At 64.6% G+C, this 18,132-nt stretch carries 17 protein-coding genes and 2 pseudogenes; 11 read left to right on the forward strand and 8 right to left on the reverse strand.

Annotation, left to right across the window (positions count from 1 at the left end):
* Positions 1-23: 23 nt before the first annotated feature.
* From ACQPYR_RS20520 to ACQPYR_RS20545, 6 genes are all read right to left on the reverse strand, one after another.
* Complete coding sequence (locus tag ACQPYR_RS20520) at positions 24-461, reverse strand: nuclear transport factor 2 family protein (RefSeq protein WP_433634557.1); 438 nt, start codon at positions 459-461, stop codon at positions 24-26.
* Between the two features lie 94 nt (positions 462-555).
* The gene (murQ, locus tag ACQPYR_RS20525; RefSeq protein ID WP_433634559.1) at positions 556-1,452 is read right to left on the reverse strand and encodes an N-acetylmuramic acid 6-phosphate etherase; all 897 of its coding nucleotides are present in this window, start codon (positions 1,450-1,452) and stop codon (positions 556-558) included.
* A gap of 16 nt (positions 1,453-1,468) precedes the next feature.
* Positions 1,469-2,332, reverse strand: coding sequence for a MurR/RpiR family transcriptional regulator (locus ACQPYR_RS20530; protein WP_433634561.1), 864 nt, complete (start codon positions 2,330-2,332; stop codon positions 1,469-1,471).
* Between the two features lie 3 nt (positions 2,333-2,335).
* Positions 2,336-3,496, reverse strand: a complete 1,161-nt coding sequence (locus ACQPYR_RS20535; RefSeq protein ID WP_433634563.1) for an anhydro-N-acetylmuramic acid kinase — start codon at positions 3,494-3,496, stop codon at positions 2,336-2,338.
* A complete protein-coding gene (locus ACQPYR_RS20540; protein ID WP_433634565.1) occupies positions 3,496-5,025 on the reverse strand; it encodes a sodium:solute symporter in 1,530 nt (509 codons plus the stop codon). Before ACQPYR_RS20540 ends, ACQPYR_RS20535 begins: the two co-directional genes overlap by 1 nt.
* A gap of 63 nt (positions 5,026-5,088) precedes the next feature.
* The gene (locus ACQPYR_RS20545; protein WP_433634567.1) at positions 5,089-6,018 is read right to left on the reverse strand and encodes an N-acetylglucosamine kinase; all 930 of its coding nucleotides are present in this window, start codon (positions 6,016-6,018) and stop codon (positions 5,089-5,091) included.
* Positions 6,019-6,076: 58 nt separating this feature from the next.
* On the opposite strand from ACQPYR_RS20545, the gene ACQPYR_RS20550 reads away from it, so the two are divergent.
* Complete coding sequence (locus ACQPYR_RS20550; RefSeq protein ID WP_433634569.1) at positions 6,077-6,577, forward strand: DUF1992 domain-containing protein; 501 nt, start codon at positions 6,077-6,079, stop codon at positions 6,575-6,577.
* A 23-nt stretch (positions 6,578-6,600) separates the two neighbouring features.
* Here the strand turns inward: ACQPYR_RS20550 and ACQPYR_RS20555 are convergent, their stop codons facing one another.
* Positions 6,601-7,266 carry an RraA family protein gene (locus tag ACQPYR_RS20555; RefSeq protein ID WP_433634571.1) on the reverse strand — a complete coding sequence of 222 codons (666 nt, stop codon included), beginning with the start codon at positions 7,264-7,266 and terminating at the stop codon, positions 6,601-6,603.
* 204 nt (positions 7,267-7,470) lie between these two features.
* Between ACQPYR_RS20555 and ACQPYR_RS20560 the strand changes: the two genes are divergently transcribed.
* From ACQPYR_RS20560 to ACQPYR_RS20570, 3 genes are all read left to right on the forward strand, one after another.
* Entirely contained in the window at positions 7,471-8,064 is a 594-nt protein-coding gene (locus ACQPYR_RS20560; protein WP_433634573.1) for a hypothetical protein, read from the forward strand.
* A 57-nt stretch (positions 8,065-8,121) separates the two neighbouring features.
* A complete protein-coding gene (locus tag ACQPYR_RS20565; protein WP_433635197.1) occupies positions 8,122-8,529 on the forward strand; it encodes a TIGR03668 family PPOX class F420-dependent oxidoreductase in 408 nt (135 codons plus the stop codon).
* Positions 8,530-8,628: 99 nt separating this feature from the next.
* Complete coding sequence (locus ACQPYR_RS20570) at positions 8,629-9,459, forward strand: mycofactocin-coupled SDR family oxidoreductase (protein ID WP_433634575.1); 831 nt, start codon at positions 8,629-8,631, stop codon at positions 9,457-9,459.
* A 2-nt stretch (positions 9,460-9,461) separates the two neighbouring features.
* On the opposite strand, the gene ACQPYR_RS20575 is transcribed toward ACQPYR_RS20570, so the two are convergent.
* Positions 9,462-9,695: a hypothetical protein gene (locus tag ACQPYR_RS20575; protein ID WP_433634577.1), complete on the reverse strand. Its 234-nt coding sequence runs from the start codon at positions 9,693-9,695 to the stop codon at positions 9,462-9,464.
* Positions 9,696-10,055: 360 nt separating this feature from the next.
* On the opposite strand from ACQPYR_RS20575, the gene ACQPYR_RS20580 reads away from it, so the two are divergent.
* The 7 genes and pseudogenes from ACQPYR_RS20580 to ACQPYR_RS20610 all read left to right on the forward strand — a co-directional run bounded on the left by ACQPYR_RS20580 (position 10,056) and on the right by ACQPYR_RS20610 (position 18,081).
* A complete protein-coding gene (locus ACQPYR_RS20580) occupies positions 10,056-10,265 on the forward strand; it encodes a TOBE domain-containing protein (RefSeq protein ID WP_433634579.1) in 210 nt (69 codons plus the stop codon).
* Positions 10,266-10,389: 124 nt separating this feature from the next.
* A pseudogene (locus ACQPYR_RS20585) lies at positions 10,390-10,626 on the forward strand (FAD-dependent monooxygenase); the annotation flags it as partial.
* A 478-nt stretch (positions 10,627-11,104) separates the two neighbouring features.
* Positions 11,105-13,456: a sulfatase-like hydrolase/transferase gene (locus tag ACQPYR_RS20590; protein ID WP_433635198.1), complete on the forward strand. Its 2,352-nt coding sequence runs from the start codon at positions 11,105-11,107 to the stop codon at positions 13,454-13,456.
* Positions 13,457-13,499: 43 nt separating this feature from the next.
* Positions 13,500-14,408 carry a formylglycine-generating enzyme family protein gene (locus tag ACQPYR_RS20595; RefSeq protein WP_433635199.1) on the forward strand — a complete coding sequence of 303 codons (909 nt, stop codon included), beginning with the start codon at positions 13,500-13,502 and terminating at the stop codon, positions 14,406-14,408.
* 740 nt (positions 14,409-15,148) lie between these two features.
* Positions 15,149-15,536, forward strand: a pseudogene (locus ACQPYR_RS20600) (ArsR/SmtB family transcription factor).
* A gap of 74 nt (positions 15,537-15,610) precedes the next feature.
* Positions 15,611-16,702 carry a phenazine antibiotic biosynthesis protein gene (locus ACQPYR_RS20605; protein ID WP_433634581.1) on the forward strand — a complete coding sequence of 364 codons (1,092 nt, stop codon included), beginning with the start codon at positions 15,611-15,613 and terminating at the stop codon, positions 16,700-16,702.
* Complete coding sequence (locus tag ACQPYR_RS20610) at positions 16,702-18,081, forward strand: aldehyde dehydrogenase family protein (protein ID WP_433634583.1); 1,380 nt, start codon at positions 16,702-16,704, stop codon at positions 18,079-18,081. Before ACQPYR_RS20605 ends, ACQPYR_RS20610 begins: the two co-directional genes overlap by 1 nt.
* The last annotated feature ends 51 nt before the right edge of the window (positions 18,082-18,132 follow it).

The following is an 18,132-nucleotide window of genomic DNA, read 5'->3' on the forward strand; positions in this document are numbered from 1 at the left end:
AATCCGGGAGCCTCGATTCGTCTTCAGGCGGTGCCCGGCGCGACGAACATGAAGCTCTTCTCCTCTACACGCTGCTTGATGCGCCATCGGCCGTCGACGCGGACGAATGTGTCGTGATACCAGAGCCCGCACAGCATCAGACTCTGCTGACCTTCGCCGGTCGAGACCAGCATCGGGTTGTGACACATGGTGCGCCCGGTGGCGCTGTCACCGTCGACGGTGATGGACGAATTGCTGATCAGATGTTGGAATGCAAGGAAGTTCGGCATCACGGTGGCCAGGAACTTCTTCGTGGATTCGAGATCACCGATCGCGCCGCCCATGGCCGAATAGTCGATATGCGCATCCGCGGTGAAAATCTCGTCGAGCAGATCCCACTGTCGGGTGTCGACCGCATGTGAGTACCGGACCATGAGGTCCTCGATCTCCAGGCGGTCGGAAATCTCCTGCAGGGACAGCATGGCGCCTCCGAATTGCCGACACAGCGTTCCGCCGGGGCGCGGAACTGTGGATCAGGGTAGCGGTTGGCCGCGCGCGGATTCGGCGAACGGAATATCAGTGACGCACGGCGTCGCGCACCCGTCCGTCCGCATCGTGGAGCAGTGCGCGGGCCGCCGACGCGTCTACTCCGGCCAGGCGCATGACGATCGCGGTTTTCACGTGACCATCTGCCGCGTCCAGTAGTGCCGCGGCGGTGGCGGGGTCGGCACCGGTCACCTCGGCGATGATGCGGCATGCGCGGTCGACGAGTTTGGCATTGGTGGGTTTCACATCCACCATCAGATTGCCGTAGACCTTGCCCGACCGCACCATGGCGGCGGTGGAGAGCATATTGCACACCATCTTCTGCGCGGTACCCGCCTTCAACCGGGTGGAGCCGGTCAAAACCTCTGGGCCCGTGTCGATTTCGATGCCGACGTCGGCGTGTGCGCTGGCTTCGGGATTGCGGTTGCACGAAATCGCGACCGTCGCGGCACCGACCGAGCGGCCATACCGCAGCGCACTGACGGCGTACGGGGTTCGGCCACTGGCGGCCAGCGCGACCACCACATCGTCGCCGGTGAGCGCGATGGCGGACAGGTCGGCGACGGCCAGCACGGGATCGTCCTCGGCACCTTCTACAGCCCGCAGGAAGGCGTCCGGTCCGCCCGCGATTATGCCGAGAACCTCGCCGGGATCGGTGCCGAAGGTCGGTGGGCATTCGACCGCGTCGAGCATGCCGAGGCGGCCGCTGGTGCCGGCGCCGATGTAGATCAGTCGACCGCCGCGCCGCCGTGCCGCGACGATCAGCTCGACCGCCCGCGCGATCTCTGGAATCGCCTGTGCCACAGCGGAAGCCACACCCATATCCTCCGCGTTCATGGTGCGAAGCAGCTCGTCGATCGGCATCGAATCCAGGGTGGTGGTGCGTGGATTCGACGCTTCGGTAGTCAGCGAACCGATTTCGGTCACCGCGGCACCGGGTGATTCATTCGGTCTCCTTGGTTCGGCGATCGGCAACGGCCTCGTATGTTCGCCGCAGAGCCCTGGCCGCCGACGGCGTGCGCTGCAGGACGCCGACATACAGTGCGTCGACGATGAGGAGCTGACTCATGCGACTCGCCATGGCCGCAGAACGGAATCCGTCCTCACGTCCGGCCACGAGCACCGTGTGCGCGGCGGCATTCGCGAGTCCGGATCGCGCTCCCGCCGTCACGGCGACCGTGGTCACGCCCGCGTCTGCCGCACGGCGCACGGCCTCGACGACCGCGGCGGTTTCGCCCGAATGCGAGAACGCGACGGTTACATCACCGGCCTGGAGCAGGCTGGCCTGAACCAGCGCGTCATCCTCGGATGTGCATGCGCCGCACCACATTCCGATGCGGGTCAACTTCTGCGCCATATCCATCGCGACGAGTCCGGACGCGCCGATACCCACCAGGTGCACCCGTCGCGCGTCCACCAATGCGTCGACGACGGCCTCCATGGTCGCCGGATCGGCGAGTTCGGCGGTCGCCATCATGCCCTCGGTTTCGAAGGCGGTGAGTTTGTGCAGCACCTTCGACAACGCGTCGTCGGCGTCGATATCGGTGGCGAATACCGGCGAGCCGTCATCACCTCCGACCGCGGCCATTGCGAGTCGCAGCTGCGGATACCCTTCGTAGCCGAGGGTTTTGGCCAGCCGGACGACGGCGGAGGTGCTGGTCGCCGACCGGTCGGCGAGTTGGCTCACGGTGAGCTGTGCGGCGGCGGCCGGGTCGTGCCGGATCACCTGCGCGACGCGCAGTCCGGTCGGGGTGAGTCGTGGCAGTGCCGCCAGCAGGCGAGTGCGTACGTCATCAGCCTCGGGCATGGTTCACCTCGTCACCGTGAGTCGTCGGGGCATGGAAGTCGGCACATTGGGCAGCGCGAATCCGGCCGCACCCGGGGTGATCGAACCGAGCACCGCCGCACGACTCGCTCCAGTACAGGCGGGATGGCTACCCGCCAGAGCATGTGCGGTGAGGAAGCCGAGCACCGCGAATGCGGTTGCCTCCTTCGCCGCCGACGGTAGGCCGAGTTCATCGGACGTGCGCAACTTCGTGACACCGAGATGTGCACCGAGCATTGCCATCAGGGTGGGATTGTGTGTCCCGCCGCCCGACGCGATGACCTCGGTCGGGCACAGTGGTGCGAGGGCATCGGCAATGGTACGGGCGGTCAGCGCGGTCACAGTGGCGACAATATCGTCGGGGGAGGCCGAACGGCCGTCCAACACGCGCTCCAAGTAGGTGCGGTTGAACAGCTCCTTCCCGGTGCTCTTGGGTGCCGGAGCGCGGTAATAAGGTTCCGAGAGAAGGGTTTCCAGCAGATCGGTGTCGATGTCGCCACGGGCGGCCCGCACTCCGGCGCGGTCGAAATGCTCGGCACCGCCGGTGCACAGTTCGACAGCCGCATCGATGAGGGCGTTGCCGGGTCCGGTATCGAAGGCGGCCGGCTTGTCACCGGTGACCGTGACATTCGCGATTCCGCCGATGTTCAGCGCGGCCGCGCGTTCCCGACGTCCCGCCAGCCACAGCAGGTCGAACAGTCCCACCAGCGGTGCACCCTGTCCGCCCGCGGCGATATCGCGCGAACGAAAGTCGCTGACGACCGGCAACCCGGTGCGCTCGGCGATCCACGCAGGCTGCCCCAGCTGCAGCGTGCCTTTCACCGCGCCGTCACTCACCCAGTGGTAGACGGTCTGTCCATGTGAGGCGACGAGATCAGCTGTGCCACCGAAGAACTCGTGGTGTGCCGCATCGGCGGCATCGGCGAAGGCTTGCCCGATCGCGGTATCCAGACCGCACACGGTGGCCATATCCATGGCGCCGGGCGGCAAGGCCGCAATGAGTTCCGAACGCAGTTCATCCGAATACGGTCGGCTGAGCTGTCCGACGAGATGCACCTGAATCGTCGCGTCCTGCAGTGCGATGTCCGCGCCGACGACATCGATCGCATCGTGCGAGGTCCCCGACATCAACCCGATGACGCGCACTACGCCACCGCCGCAACGGGTTCCGGCTCATCCGGTGCGGACGCGGGATGGAACAGGCTTGCGATACCGCCGACGATCAAGGTGACGAGCACGCCGATCGGCACCAACCACTGTGCCGCGATACCCTTTTCCGCCACCTTCCCCGCGACGGTCACATCGATCTTGACCACCCGCACCACAAACGTCATCACGATCACCGTGGTGATGAAGGCGACGATCGCGTCGAACTGGTTGGCGCGCGCGACCAGTCGCCCGAGCAGGAAAGCGCCGAGCAGCGCACCATAGGTGTACCCCGCGATAGTGAGTGCCGTCAGGTACACATTGCCCGTCGTCGCGCTGAAACCCATTGCGAACACCGCCATCAGTGCCGCCCACACCAGTGTCATCACGCGCGCCAGGCGCAGCAGCGTGCGGTCGGCGAGCGTGCGCCGGGAGAAGCTGCGAATGATATCGGCGACCGTCGAATTGGCCATGGAATTCAACGCCGAGGACAGTGAACCCATTGCCGCGCCGAGGATTCCGGCGACCAGCAGTCCGGAGACCACCACCGGCAACCCGTGCAGAATGAAGTTGGGATACAGGCTGTCCGCGCTGGCCAAGCCGAGTTCCTTGGCCGTCTTGCCGCCGTTGTAGGACCACAGCAGCACACCGACCAGGGAGAATGCGGCGAACTGGATGGCCACGAAGATACCCGAACCGATCATCGCCTTCTGGCTGTCGCGCAGCGATCGCGTCGCCAGGATGCGCTGCACGATCAGTTGATCCGAGCCGTGCGAGGCCATCGCGAAGATCGCCCCACCGATAATCGCGGTCGGGAGGGCGAAGGTGCTGGTGAGAACGTGCGCGAGACCGAAATCGGTATCGAAGACACCGAACTTGCCCGCATGCAACGCATCCGACCAGCCGGACGCGCCGACGTGGCCGGTGAGCACGCAGATCGCGATGAGCGCGCCGGTGAGGTAGAGGCCCATCTGTAGTGCATCGGTCCAGATCACCGCCTTGATGCCACCCAGGTAGGTGTACACGACGGTGAGCAGCGTCAGCGCCACGATGATCGCGTCGTAGCCGAAGTCGAGTCCCAATTCGCTGAGCAACAACTTGATCGGAATGGCAGAGGCGAACAGTCGCACGCCCTCGGCGAGCAGCCGGGTGAACACGAAGGTCACCGCGGCCACACCCTGCAGATAGCGACCGAAGCGCAGCTCGAGGTACTGATATGCGCTCACGAACCCACCGCGCTTGTACAGCGGGATCAGCACGATCGCCACGACCGTGCGTCCGATGATGTACCCGATGGCCAGTTCGACATTTCCGAAGGCCTGATCGGTGTACGCTCCGCCCGGAATCGAGATGACGGTGAGCACACTGGTTTCGGTGGCCACCACCGAGAAACACACTGTCCACCACGGCATTCGGCCCTCACCGACGAAATAGTCGCTGCTGGACTTCTGTTTTCCGGACAGCCGCAGGCCGATCCACGCGACGGTGACGAGATAGACGACGATGACGGCGAGATCGAGTGCGTTCAACGCAGCTCCCCGGTGACGCGATGGAGTGAATGCAACTAAGTGTCAGATGCAACGACGACTCTGTCAATAAGTGTCAGAGATTCGAGTGACCAGCACTTCGAGCGCGGTAGTCGGGTCGAGGGCGAGTAGCGCGGCACCGTCGATCGGGTCGCCGAGCGGATCGCGACGGTCGATCGCGTGCACGATCTGGTTGTCGAGCGGCTCGAGAAGTGGTGCGCCGAGCTTGGCCAAGCCGCCGGTGATGACACAGGGGACCGGTGGGCGAATTCCGGATCGTTCGATCACTGCGAGGACGGTGCGGGCGAGCGCACGTGCGGCGGCCACCATGATCGCGGCCGCGGTATCGTCGACGGCAGCGGCAACAATGGGCGCGAATTCGGCGGCGATAAGAGCTGGATTATCGTGTTCGCCAAGGTATTTCGGTAGCGCGTCCAGTTCGATGCCGTAGTGTTCGCGGACCTTCTCGGTCAGGATGGTGCGTGGCCCGCGGCCGTCATGGGCACGCAGTGCGGCACGAAGACCTTCGAGGCCGATCCAGCCACCACTGCCCTCATCGCCGAGTTGCGGCCCCCAGCCGTCGACCCGAGTGAACCGGCCCGCTTCGTCGACGGCCGTCGCAACGGCTCCGGTCCCGATGGCCAGCACCACTCCCGGCGATCCTCCCAGCGCCCCGGCGTGTGCGGTGACGGCGTCGGAAGTCACCGCGACCGCGACCGCGCCGGGGATCTCGGCCAGCCTCCGGGCGAGTGCCGCAGTCGCGTCCGGTGCCGATGCGGCGCCCGCCGCGCCCACCGAGAGCGTGAACGTTGTCGGTAGCGCCGCGATCTGCTCGATCACCGCGTGGATCGCTCGCTCAGCCGCATCGACACCCGCGCTGTCCGCCAGCCCCGGCGCGCCCGGCGCTTTCGCGTATCCCACCTGTCCTCCATCGATACGCAGCGAACCGCGACAGCCGGTCTTGCCGAGATCGATCGCGAGGACATGGCTGGTCATGGGAATATCTTTACCGTCCGTAGACTGGAGTTATGGACGTTCCGTCGAAGCTGTTGCCATGACCGAGCGCAAACCGCTCGGTGTCACCTTCGAATCGTGGATCGACAAACAGGTCCGCGAGGCCACCGAACGCGGCGAATTCGAGAACCTTCGTGGCAGGGGCAAACCGATCCCGAACTCCGTCGACGACGAGAACTGGTGGTTGCAGAACTACTTGCGCCGGGAGGGCGTGCGTGGCGACGGCCTGCTGCCCCCGTCCCTCATATTGCGCCGCGATATCGAGGAACTTCCGGAAACGGTGCGGGATATGACCTCCGAACGCGAGGTCCGCAAAACGGTATCGGAGCTGAACGAGCGCATCGTCGAGTGGTTGCGAATGCCGCATGGGCCGTTTGTGCCGGTCGGACCGGTGAATACCGAGGAGGTCCTCACGCAGTGGCGCGCCGACCACGCAGCCACACGTCGAGTGACTCAGCCCGAGTCGAGCGTGTCGAGTCCTCGGCCCGCGCCTGCCGAACCCCATTGGTGGCACCGGATCATGCGCCGCGGTCAACGCTGAACCTACCTGCAGTGCAAGGTGTTTCAGGATCGGGACAGAAACCGCAAGGTCGAGGGTTCACCGCGATTCAGGGCTGCGGTGTGCTCGGTGAGGTTGAGACCTTCGCTGAGTGTCGACCCGGCATCGAGCAGAGCGACCAGTTCGGCCTCCGCGTCTTTGACCGCTGCCGCCGCATCGAGGAGCCAGTCGATGCGGTCGGGTTCGACAACGATGACGCCCTCCTCGTCGGCGAGGATCAGGTCACCCGGAGATACCTCGACACCACCGCAGGTCACCGGTATCTGCAGCTCGCCGAGCTGTGCGGTGGTGCCCGCCATGGGCGTGACGAAGCGGCTGTACACCGGCAGCGCACACCCTCGGACATAGGCGATATCGCGATACCCGCCGTCGACGATGATGCCGCCGAGCTGGCGCACCAGCGCGCCGCGGGCGAATAGTTCTCCGGCGAGCGCGATTTCGGCACCACCACCATCGACGACAATGACGTCGCCAGGCGCGGCGGTCTCGACGGCGCGCAGCACGGCGAGGAAGTCGCCCCGACAGCGCACGGTGAAGGCGGGGCCGAGGATCCGCAGTTCGGCCGAACGCGGGCGAATGGCGCTGTCCAGCACCCGAATCGACTTATCGGCATCGCAGATCGCCGTCGTATCGACGGCCCGGAATTTCTGGACGAGCTGGTCGGTCGGCATCGATGACGCCCCTTCGTAACTCGAATGACGGGATCAATTCGCATCGTACGGTCGAACAGCGTGCGGACCAATCGCAGCCCATGCGATGAGCGAGGCGGTCGAGGTTGATCTTGCCGGATATCCAGCAAATGATCGGCACACCATCGTATGATGCGTCAAGAATTCGGTTTGCCCTGCTGCGATGGCGTCCAGGAGGTCATGCGCGTGGAAGACAACCGATACCTGGTCGATGACGAAGACGAAACGACGCGCGAAATGCGCCGCAGAATCGCGCTGGCGCTACCCGCACTGGGGCTGGCGCTGCCCGTGGTCTGGAAGGGCTCGAACGGTGCGGCGGCGGAGCCGTCGACCGTCGAATTCCCGGCCGTCCAAGACCGGTCCCCGGGTCCGGGCACAACCATTCACGGCATGGCCGACTTGAACTGGCAGCCCGCTCCCGGCGCACCACCGCAGAGCTTCGAAACCGCCGACGTGCTCGGTTCACATCGAGCCCCCGGCTTCTACGCGAGCTATGCCCGCTGGTACCCCGGCTGGATGAGCGCCCCGCATGCCTACACCTTCGACCGCCACGCGGTCATGCTCTCCGGCATCTGGACCGTCGGCGCGGGACCCACCATCGACCTGACTACCACCCTGCCCATGTACCCGGGCGAATTCGCCACGCGCACAGCGGGTACGCCACACTACGACGGCACTTTGCGCGACAGTCCGGAGCCCGCGGTCTTCATCCTGTTCGGAATCGGCCCTGCCATACCGATACCCGTGGACCCCGCGCGGCCGTTGTTCGTCCGCGTCTAGTCACCGATCAGACGAGAATGGGGCCGTTGCCGATCGTAATGCGGAGGTGCGGTGCGACTGAATGCGAAAGTGGCGCGGGAACGGTTCCTGGCAGAACCGGTAGCCCGACTCGCCACCGTGTCCAACGAACTGCGTCCACACATCGTGCCGATCGTATTCGCGGTCACCGATGACACCATCTACACCGCTGTAGATGCGAAGCCCAAGACGACAACCGCCTTACGCCGCTTGGCGAATATCGCCGCGAACCCCACCGTAGCCGTACTCGCTGACCGCTACAGCGACGACTGGACGCACCTGTGGTGGGCCAGAGCCGACGGCGCCGCACGAATCCTCGACGACTCCGAAGCCCAGCAGGCCCTCGACCTGCTGACCGCACGTTATCCCGTGTACCGCACCCAGCCGCCACCCGGTCCGGTGCTCGCCATCGATGTCACCCGCTGGTCGGGGTGGTCCGCGAGCTGACCCTCGCGGTGTGGCGCGTGGCTGTTGCAACTCCCATTTCGAATGCACGGATGGTACGGATCGTGACAGCATGGGCCGACCAGTCGAAAGGGGATGCGCGTGGGTCAGTTGGAGGGCAGGGTCGCGGTGATCACCGGCGGCGCTCGCGGTCAAGGGCGTTCGCATGCGGTCACTTTGGCGGCCGAAGGCGCCGATATCGTGCTGTGCGATATCAGCGAACCTATCGGCAGCGTGCCGTACCCGCTGAGTTCCGAAGACGATCTCGCCGAGACCGTCAAGCTCGTCGAGGAGACCGGGCGGCGTTGCGTCGCGGTGCAGGCCGATGTGCGCAGCCGCTCGGCGATGGACGGGTTGGCCGAACGAGCCGTCGCCGAGTTCGGACGGATCGACATCCTGCTCGCCAACGCGGGTATCGCCTCGGGCGCGGCGGTCGCCGAGATGGACGAGCAGATGTGGCAGGACATGATCGATGTCAACCTCACCGGCGTCTTCCACAGTTTCCGCGCGGTCTTGCCGCATATGATCGAACGCCGGTGGGGCAGAATCGTTGCCACCTCGTCCATTGTCGGCCGCATGGGAGCGATGAACTCCGGCCACTATGCAGCGGCGAAATGGGGTGTCATCGGTTTGGTGAAATCACTTGCCCACGAAGTAATTCCGCACGGCATCACCGTCAACGCGGTACTACCGGCCGGTGTGCGCACCGATATGATCATGAACCCGGCAATGTATTCGGCGATGGTGCCCGATATCGAGAATCCCACCCTCGAGGATGTCGAGGCGATGTTCGCCGCCGGTCCGCCGAATGGCGATCTGATTGTGCCACAAGAGGTTTCCCAAGCCATCCTGCTTCTGGTCGGCGAATCCGGACGCCACTTCAACGGCGAAGCGATCACCATCTCCGGCGGCATGAGCGCGGGCACCACCTGAGGCTAGAACCCGACGGTGTTGAGAATCGCCAGCACGAAGGGTGCGGCGACAATGAGCACTCCGAATACCACCAGCGCCGCAATCACATTCGCGATACGCCAACCACGCGCGGCGGAATAGCGGCGCGACAGCCGATGTGCATCCGCCGTGGACTGGCGCGCCCAATCCATATGTCGGGCCACGTTCCGATTCGCATTCTGACTCGCCTGCCAAGACGAGAATCCGGGATTTGTCATCGTTGCTGTCCTTCCGACACTTCGAGAACCGATGCCAGCAACACTATTTCCGCACCGCCACAGCCGAATCCGCCGAAGTACTCATCCACCTACTCATCCGCCCACGCGAGTCCAGACGTCGCCGACGCACTCGATCGTGACCCTATGCGGCTTCCCAGTAGGTTGTCCGCATGATGTCCACCATTCGAACCACCGCCGCCACCGATAGCTGGCTGACTGGGGATGAGGACCCGTCGGATGCCACCTCGGCGCAGAATGCGCATCGGCACGACCAGTGGCGTTTGCGCGGGCAAAACCAACCCCTTGCGACGTGGAAGAACATCCGATGAATCGGCGCCCGCACTGCGTAGGATCATTGACATGCGACTATCCACACGTAACCAACTCGATGGAACGGTCGTCTCGGTCACCCGCGGCGAAGCGATGGCCGTCGTGCGCGTCCGGCTGGCCGGCGGCGACGAAATCACGTCCTCCATCACCCGCGACGCCGCCGACGACCTCGAGCTCGGCGACGGCTCCCGAGTCACCGTCCTCATCAAATCAACCGAAGTCGCCCTCGGCGTCGACTGAACCTCACCCCAGTGATACCCGCACTGCGCTGGCCGAGTCAGCGCAGCGACGCCACCAGTCGATCCAGTCCGTAGGCAAACTGGATGTCGCGTGGCGTTTTTCGCGAGGTCTGCAATCCCGCCGCAACCACCACCTGGGTTGGTATCAAGCGCATTTCACGACCGACAACTTTCTCGACCTCGATTACTCGGGACTTCTGCTCAATCGCCCCGGCCGCACAGTCGGCTGCTACAGCGTGCACCAGAACCGCGAGATCGTTGTCGGCCTGTTCCTCGACTCGCCTCCCGTCACCTACGATCGTGCGGACACCGTCGCTCAGCAACAGTGGATGACGCGGGTTTTCGCCGATATGGGCTGGCGAGCCGTGAACGCCGCAAGATCCGCGTTTCAGAAGAGCCCTAGATCCGGGCGACATGCCCCCGCGTGCATCGCGCACCTCGCCACACCCCAGGCCGCGCTCGCCCGCACCTGGCCGCGCCGCTAGCGCTACGGGCTTGCGGTCATCGGCTGGACTCCGCTGGTGATTACGCACGAACGCGACCGCTTCCGAACTCGGCCGCCCTGCCGCCGAACTCGTGACACATCGCGGTCGGCCGCCGTACTCTCTGTACGGAAGGCGTTGATCAGCGAACTTCCCGACATCATGTCCGGGAGAGCACGACCAGTACACGTCGAATCGAATATCCGAGCCCGTCTCCGCGGTATCGCCGGAGCTGGGAGGGCACATCCCAACACGACAGCCGCACCGATCGGCGTTCGCGCGTGAACTCGGCATGAGGTCCGCAGCCCGGAAAACAGGACGAATGGCAAACCGACAGCTCTCGCACCGGAGGTGGATGATGGCCAGGAAGTTCGAGGGGGAGGTCGCGCTGGATATCCGTGATTCAGTCCCCGATTGGGGCCCTTACGCGGAGCCGACGGCCCCACGGGGCGCGCCGAATGTGCTGTACCTGGTGTGGGACGACATCGGGATCGGAACCTGGGACTGCTACGGCGGTCTGGTCGAGATGCCGAACATGAAGCGCATCGCAGATCTCGGTGTGCAGTTCACACAGTTCCACACCACCGCCCTGTGCTCGCCAACTCGTGCCTCCTTGATGACCGGCCGGAATGCGACCTCGGTCGGTATGGCGACCATCGAAGAGTTCACCGATGGTTTCCCGAGTATGTGTGGTCGGATCCCGGCCGAAACCGCGCTGTGCTCGGAGGTTCTCGCCGAGCGCGGGTGGAACACCTACGCGGTCGGCAAATGGCATATGACACCACTGGAAGAGGAGAATCTGGCCGCGTCCAAGCGGCATTGGCCGCTGGGGCGTGGGTTCGAGCGGTTCTACGGCTTCCTCGGCGGCGAGGCCGACCAGTGGTATCCGAATCTGGTGTACGACAATCACCCGATCTCGCAGCCGTACCCACCGGAAGACGGATATCACCTGTCGAAGGATCTGGCCGACAAGGCGATCGAGTTCATCCGTGACTCGAAGGTGGTCGCCCCCGACAAGCCGTGGTTCACCTACCTGTGCCCAGGGGCCGGGCATGCGCCGCACCACGTGCCACGGGAATGGGCCGACAAGTACCGCGGCCGGTTCGACATGGGCTATGAGAAGTATCGCGAGATCGTGCTGGAGAACCAGAAGCGCATGGGGCTGGTGCCGGAGAACACCGAGCTGTCGCCGATGAACCCGTATGCGAATGTCACCAGTGCCGACGGCAAGCCGTGGCCGATGCTGGACACGGTGCGAGCGTGGGATTCGCTGTCGGAGGACGAGAAGCGGCTGTTCCGACGACAGGCGGAGGTTTTCGCCGGGTTCCTGTCCTATACCGACGCCCAGATCGGCCGACTGCTGGACTATCTCGAAGAAAGCGGCCAACTGGACAACACCATCATCGTCGCCTTTTCGGATAACGGTGCCAGCGGCGAGGGTGGCCCGAACGGCACCGCCAACGAGATGAAGTTCTTCAACGGCTACATCGACACGGTCGAGGACAGTCTGGCCAAGCTCGACGAGCTGGGTTCGCCCACCACCTACAGCCACTACAGCATCGGGTGGGCGATGGCGTTCAACACCCCGTACAAGCTGTACAAGCGATATGCCTCGCACGAAGGCGGCATCGCCGACCCGTGCCTCATGGCGTGGCCCGTTGGGGTGGCCGCGCGCGGCGAGGTGCGCCACCAGTACCTCAACGTCTGCGATATCACCCCGACCGTCTACGACCTGCTCGGCATAACACCTCCGGACACGGTCAAAAACGTGCAGCAGCGTCCATTGGAAGGGATCAGTTTCCGTGCGCTGTTCGATGACGCGAACGCGGACGTCGGCAAGCACACGCAGTTCTACTCGATGCTCGGCACGCGCGGAATCTGGCATCGCGGGTGGTTCGCCGACACCATTCACGCGGCATGCCCGTCCGGCTGGGGGCATTTCGACCAAGACCGTTGGGAGCTGTTCCATATCGAGCAGGACCGCAGCCAGATGCACGACCTGGCCGAGGTCCATCCCGAGAAGCTGGAGGAGATGAAGGCGCTGTGGTTCTCGGAGGCCGAGAAGTACAACGGCATGCCGCTCAATGATCTCGACGTCATCTCCATGATGACCCGCCAACGCCCGACGTACGGCTCGCGGCGAGACAGTGCCGTCTACTATCCGGACGTCGCGGAGGTGGGACCCGGTGCGGCGCTGGAGATTCAGGGACGCTCGTTCGCGCTGCTCGCGGAGGCGACGATCGACAGTGCCGATGCCGAGGGGGTGCTGTTCGCCCACGGCGGGCGACTCGGTGGACACACCCTGTACGTCAAGGACGGCCACCTCTGTTACACCTACAACTTCCTCGGTGAGGAAGAGCAGACCATCGTCTCGGATCGGAGGGTACCGCTGGGCGACCACATCCTCGGGATCCGGTACGAACGCCGCGGCACCCGCCCCGACAACTTCACACCCACCGGTGAGGCCGTCCTGTACATCGATGAGAACCCGGTCGGCGCACTGGAGGACATGCGGACCCAGCCCATCGTCTTCTCCGGCGTCGGAGAAGGAATCCGCGTCGGCCGCGACAGCGGCCAGTCCGTATCCGCGAGCTACCGCTCACCGTTCCCGTTCACCGGGGGAACCATGCACCAGGTCATCGAGGACGTGAGCGGAAAGCCCTACCAGGACCTGGAAATGGCGGCGGCTGCGGCATTTTCGCGCGATTGAGGCGGGGGCGGTGACCCCGATCGGTGACGATATCCGGCGAGGCATGGTCCGGATATCCGGCGGCAGCTTCGCGATGGGATCGCCGGACTTCTTCCCCGAGGAGCGTCCAGTGCACCGGGTGCAGGTCGATGGGTTCTGGATCGACCCGCACCCGGTGACCAACGCCGCGTTCCGACGCTTCGTGAACCAGACCGGATACGTCACCGTCGCCGAACGTAGTCCCGCAGCCGAGGACTATCCGGATGCGGAGCCGGCGAACCTGATTCCGGGCGCCCTGGTATTCCGGCCCACCGGGGGACCGGTGCCATTGGACAACTGGCGCCGATGGTGGCGGTATGTGCCGGGCGCGTGCTGGCGCCATCCGCGCGGACCCGGCAGCACACTCGACCGACTCGACCGCCACCCGGTCACCCAGGTCGCTTACGAGGATGCGGCGGCATACGCGGCCTGGGTCGGCAAACAGCTACCGACCGAGGCCGAATGGGAGTACGCCGCCCGCGGCGGACTGGATGGGGCCCCCTACGCCTGGGGAAACGAGTTCGAACCCACCGGCCGTCGTATGGCCAACATCTGGGTCGGCGCGTTTCCGTGGCAATTCCACCCCGGGCGAGGGCAGGCCGGGACACCCGGCACCACAAAGGTCGGCACCTATTCACCGAACGGCTACGGTCTGCACGATATGACCGGCAACGTGTGGGAGTGGACCGTGGACTACTTCCGCGCTCAGCATCCCACACCGACCTGCTGTGCCCCACGCAACCCACGCGTGGCCACCCCCGAACCAACAGCGCCGCAACGTTTTCCACGCCGCGTCATCAAGGGCGGATCATATCTGTGCGCGGCCGACTACTGCCTGAGATACCGGCCCGCTGCCCGACAGGGTCAGACCGAGGACACCGCTACCTGCCACATCGGCTTCCGGTGCGTCGTGCGCGACGCACCGGAAGCCTGAAGCGGTCTCAGATGCACCAGACGACACTACCCAGAGGGAAACATATTGCGACAGATCCGCCTCCGGCCGGAGTGGCCGCGGAAGTCGAGTCGGCAGAAGCTGCGGGAGCTGCGAGGACGAGCAGAGGCAAGGCCATAACAGTCGCGGCAGCGGTCTTTATTTTCTTGGACATTTTGCATCCTTCAACTAAATACTGAATCGAGGAATTGTTCTCGACATCTCCGTAATAGCCCTGTTGGGCTGATGCGTGCCCGCGGTCTGTTAGACGTGGCCACTGGATTCGGTGATGTCGGCCAGGACCGAGCTTTGTGACGTCCGCGTCCTCGGCCACGCTGCCGAGCCGCTGGATTCGCTTGTGAATGTGTCACCTGCCGAATCGGTTGCTGTGACCCGATTCGTTGCTCGGTGAAGCGCGCACGATTTACCCCCGACCGGAGTGCGTATTCCGACTGGCCGACAGCTGCGCCATCGACCGAACCGGACAGGACACCTCCTGGTACCGCTGAAAGGCGTCGAAGACAGCTTACCGCTGGCTATCCGGCAAATCAGTAGGAACGAGAACATTTAGAAGATAACTATCCTGTTAATGGCCGGTCAGGCGAAGCTTCTCACGCCCTCGGCTGTCTCCGGTTCAGCGATCGGCGTTCACGGACACCGCCGGTTCAGCATGTGCGCGCGGTCCGCGACTGGCTGGCGACACGGCAGACAACAGTTCAGCCTTTTTGTGAATACATCAGAATCTGTATCGTCTGCTGCATCGTGAGGCGCTGGCCCGCTTCGGTCATGCGCTGTCCGATCCGACCCGCACCCAGATCCTGTTGAGTCTGCGCACCGGTCCGGCCTATCCGTCGGAGTTGGCTGAGCGGATCGGGGTTTCGCGGCAGATCCTGTCCAACCATCTGGCCTGCCTGCGCGGCTGCGGCCTGGTCGTGGCGGTCCCCGAAGGGCGGCGCAGCCGCTACGAACTTGGCTGATCGCCGCATAGGACACGCCCTCGACGATCTCCTCGGCCTGGCTGCGGATGCTGCTAGGGGAGCACGGGTCGCGCCTGCGGCATCCGTAGTGGTTCCCGCAAGCCCGACAGGCGGTTTCGATCGGGGGATCGAACCGGGTCGGTCGCCGGTTTGACCGCGGTCAGGCACGGGAAGATTGCCCCATTCGAGCGAATTGCCCCGATTCGGGCGTTATCTGGAGGCCGCTAAGTGCTCCCTGAAGTTTTGGACCTCTCCCGCCGCGAACTCGCGGCAAGCAACGCGGATGACTATATCCGCGCCCTCATGCATTGGCATTTCAGCGAAGATACGGGCAGCCCGTTCTGGCTGCGGCGTACGAAGACACTCGATTTCGATCCGCTCTCCGATGTGCGGACATTCACCGATCTGAGCCTCTTTCCCAACGTCGTCAACGAATTCCGCGAGGTGCCCGTCGAGGATATGATTCCGCGCGGGCTGACCGGCGCGGATCGCGTCATCGCCGGGATTTACGAAAGTGGCGGCACCACCGGCGATCCGAAGCGTTTCGTGATGTTCGACCGGTGGATGGACTTCGCGCTGGCCTGGGACGAGCACCACTACACCGGAATCGGCGACGCGAATGTGCTGGCGGTGACGCCGAGTGGGCCGCATATGTTCGGAGAGTTCGCCGAGCGCCGGGCACGCAGGCACAACGGTGTGAAGTTCACTGTCGATCTCGACCCACGGTGGATCAAGCAGATGATCGGCCGGGGCGACACGGCCGGCACCGAACGCTACGCCGATCACATCGTCGACCAGGCAGCCCACCTGCTGGCGACACAATCGATCGGCATCCTCATCACCACACCTCCGATCCTCGAATTCATCGCGCAGCGCGATGAATTGGTCGACCTCGTACGCGAGAAGATCCGGTTCATCTGCTGGAGCGGTGCCCACATGGACGCGGATTCACGGAATATGTTCCGCCACGACATCTTTCCCGGCATTCCACTCAAAGGTCTCTATGGCAGTACCACAATCCTGGGCATGTCGCGCGAACGTGACGAGGAGCGGCCGGACGGGCTGGCGGTATTCGACACACCCAGCCCCTATATCGCGTTCCGTGTCGTCGACGCGGCAACCGGCGCCGAAGTGAACTACGGCGAGCGCGGACAGGTCGTGATGAACCATCTCACCAAATACGCACTACTGCCGAACAACCTGGAACGCGACATCGCATTGAAGGTCGAGCCGCCCGCGGACACACTCGGTTGTTCGGTCGCCGACGTCGGACCGGTACGAACTTTCGACGACGTCGAGGTCATCGAGGGGGTGTACTGATGAGCGAGTTCATCCAGATCGACGCGCTCGGCCCGGACGGCCCCTACCGCGCACACGCCCGCAAGCCGCTGACCACCGTGTCCGGCGACCAGATCGGTGAGATCAGTCAGGTCCCGCCCCTCTACGTGCGGCGCACCATGGCGGCAATGCGCAGAGCATCGATCATGCCCCCAACCGAGCGCTCCCGGGCACTGCTGCGCGCCGCCGACCTCTTCCTGCACGGCGTCATCGACGGTCTGGACCCTGTCGATTACACACGCCTGGTCTCGGTCACCTCCGGTGTGCCGCTGGCCGTGGTGCATCAGGCGGTGCACTGGGTCGCCGACGTGCTGCGCGAGCAGCCCGCAACCGTCGAACTCGCCATGCCCAGAGGAGCCGTGCGCGACTGGCACGATGAACAGACCAATGCGGGCTCGGCCGTCTGGACTCGCAAAGGAGACCTGTTCGCCGTGCACGCTGCGGGCAATACGCCTGCGGTACACGGACTTTGGCCCGAGGCGCTCACGCTCGGATACAAGGTCGCGGTACGACCATCCACGCGTGAACCGTTCACGGCCTTTCGTTTGGTCAGCGCCTTACGTGCGGCCGGGTTCCCGCCGGACGTCGTCACGTTGCTTCCGACCGACTATGCGGCCGCCGACGTCATCTTGGCCGAAGCGGACTTCTCTATCGTCTACGGCGGGGACGATGTGGTCGACAAGTACGGCACCAACCCGCGAGTGCTGACTCAGGGCCCCGGACGATCCAAGATCCTGGTCACCTCGGACGTGGATTGGCGCGACCATGTCGAGTTGATCGCCGACTCGGTGAGCCACCTCGGCGGTACCGCATGCACGTGCACGACCGCGGTGCTCGTCGAAGGCGACCCGGCACCCCTGGCTCGAGCGCTGGCCGAAGTGCTCGACCGGATTCCGAGCTTGCCCGCCGACGATCCGGCCGCGATCCTGACCGTGCAGCCCACCGATGCCGTGATAGCGATCGACGCCTACCTGCACAAGGTGGCGGGCGACGCGCACCCGACCCTCGGCGGTGACACCATCGTCGACGAACTCGATACCGGTGGTGCGGTCCTGCGCCCGTCCGTCCACCTCGTCGCGGACAGCACCGCGCCGCAACTCAATGTCGAACTGCCGTTCCCCTGCGTCTGGGTCGGCCCGTGGTCGGCGTCGGATGGCGTTGCGCCGCTGAAGAACTCACTGGTATTAACCGCGATGACCCAGCGACGGCAGTTGATCGAAGCGCTCCTCGACGAGCCGACGATCACCAACCTGTACCTCGGCGACAATCCGACCACCTGGCTGCGCCCGGGCGTACCCCACGACAGCTACCTCGCCGAATTCCTGATGCGCACGAAAGGAATGATCCGTTCCGGAGTCTGACTGCCGCATCGACCCCGAGCGTTCGGGCTATGTGGGGCTGTTGTTCGGTTG

This window comes from Nocardia sp. CA-120079 (assembly GCF_050955745.1).
Taxonomy (GTDB): Bacteria; Actinomycetota; Actinomycetes; order Mycobacteriales; family Mycobacteriaceae; genus Nocardia.

Bases quoted from the DNA above. Each gene is read 5' to 3' on its own strand.
- ACQPYR_RS20520 (WP_433634557.1), bottom strand. From the start codon at position 461: ATGCTGTCCCTGCAGGAGATTTCCGACCGCCTGGAGATCGAGGACCTC.
- ACQPYR_RS20530 (WP_433634561.1), bottom strand. From the start codon at position 2,332: ATGCCCGAGGCTGATGACGTACGCACTCGCCTGCTGGCGGCACTGCCA.
- ACQPYR_RS20545 (WP_433634567.1), bottom strand. From the start codon at position 6,018: ATGACCAGCCATGTCCTCGCGATCGATCTCGGCAAGACCGGCTGTCGC.
- ACQPYR_RS20550 (WP_433634569.1), top strand. From the start codon at position 6,077: ATGACCGAGCGCAAACCGCTCGGTGTCACCTTCGAATCGTGGATCGAC.
- ACQPYR_RS20555 (WP_433634571.1), bottom strand. From the start codon at position 7,266: ATGCCGACCGACCAGCTCGTCCAGAAATTCCGGGCCGTCGATACGACG.
- ACQPYR_RS20575 (WP_433634577.1), bottom strand. From the start codon at position 9,695: ATGACAAATCCCGGATTCTCGTCTTGGCAGGCGAGTCAGAATGCGAAT.
- ACQPYR_RS20580 (WP_433634579.1), top strand. From the start codon at position 10,056: ATGCGACTATCCACACGTAACCAACTCGATGGAACGGTCGTCTCGGTC.
- ACQPYR_RS20590 (WP_433635198.1), top strand. From the start codon at position 11,105: ATGGCCAGGAAGTTCGAGGGGGAGGTCGCGCTGGATATCCGTGATTCA.
- ACQPYR_RS20595 (WP_433635199.1), top strand. From the start codon at position 13,500: ATGGTCCGGATATCCGGCGGCAGCTTCGCGATGGGATCGCCGGACTTC.
- ACQPYR_RS20610 (WP_433634583.1), top strand. From the start codon at position 16,702: ATGAGCGAGTTCATCCAGATCGACGCGCTCGGCCCGGACGGCCCCTAC.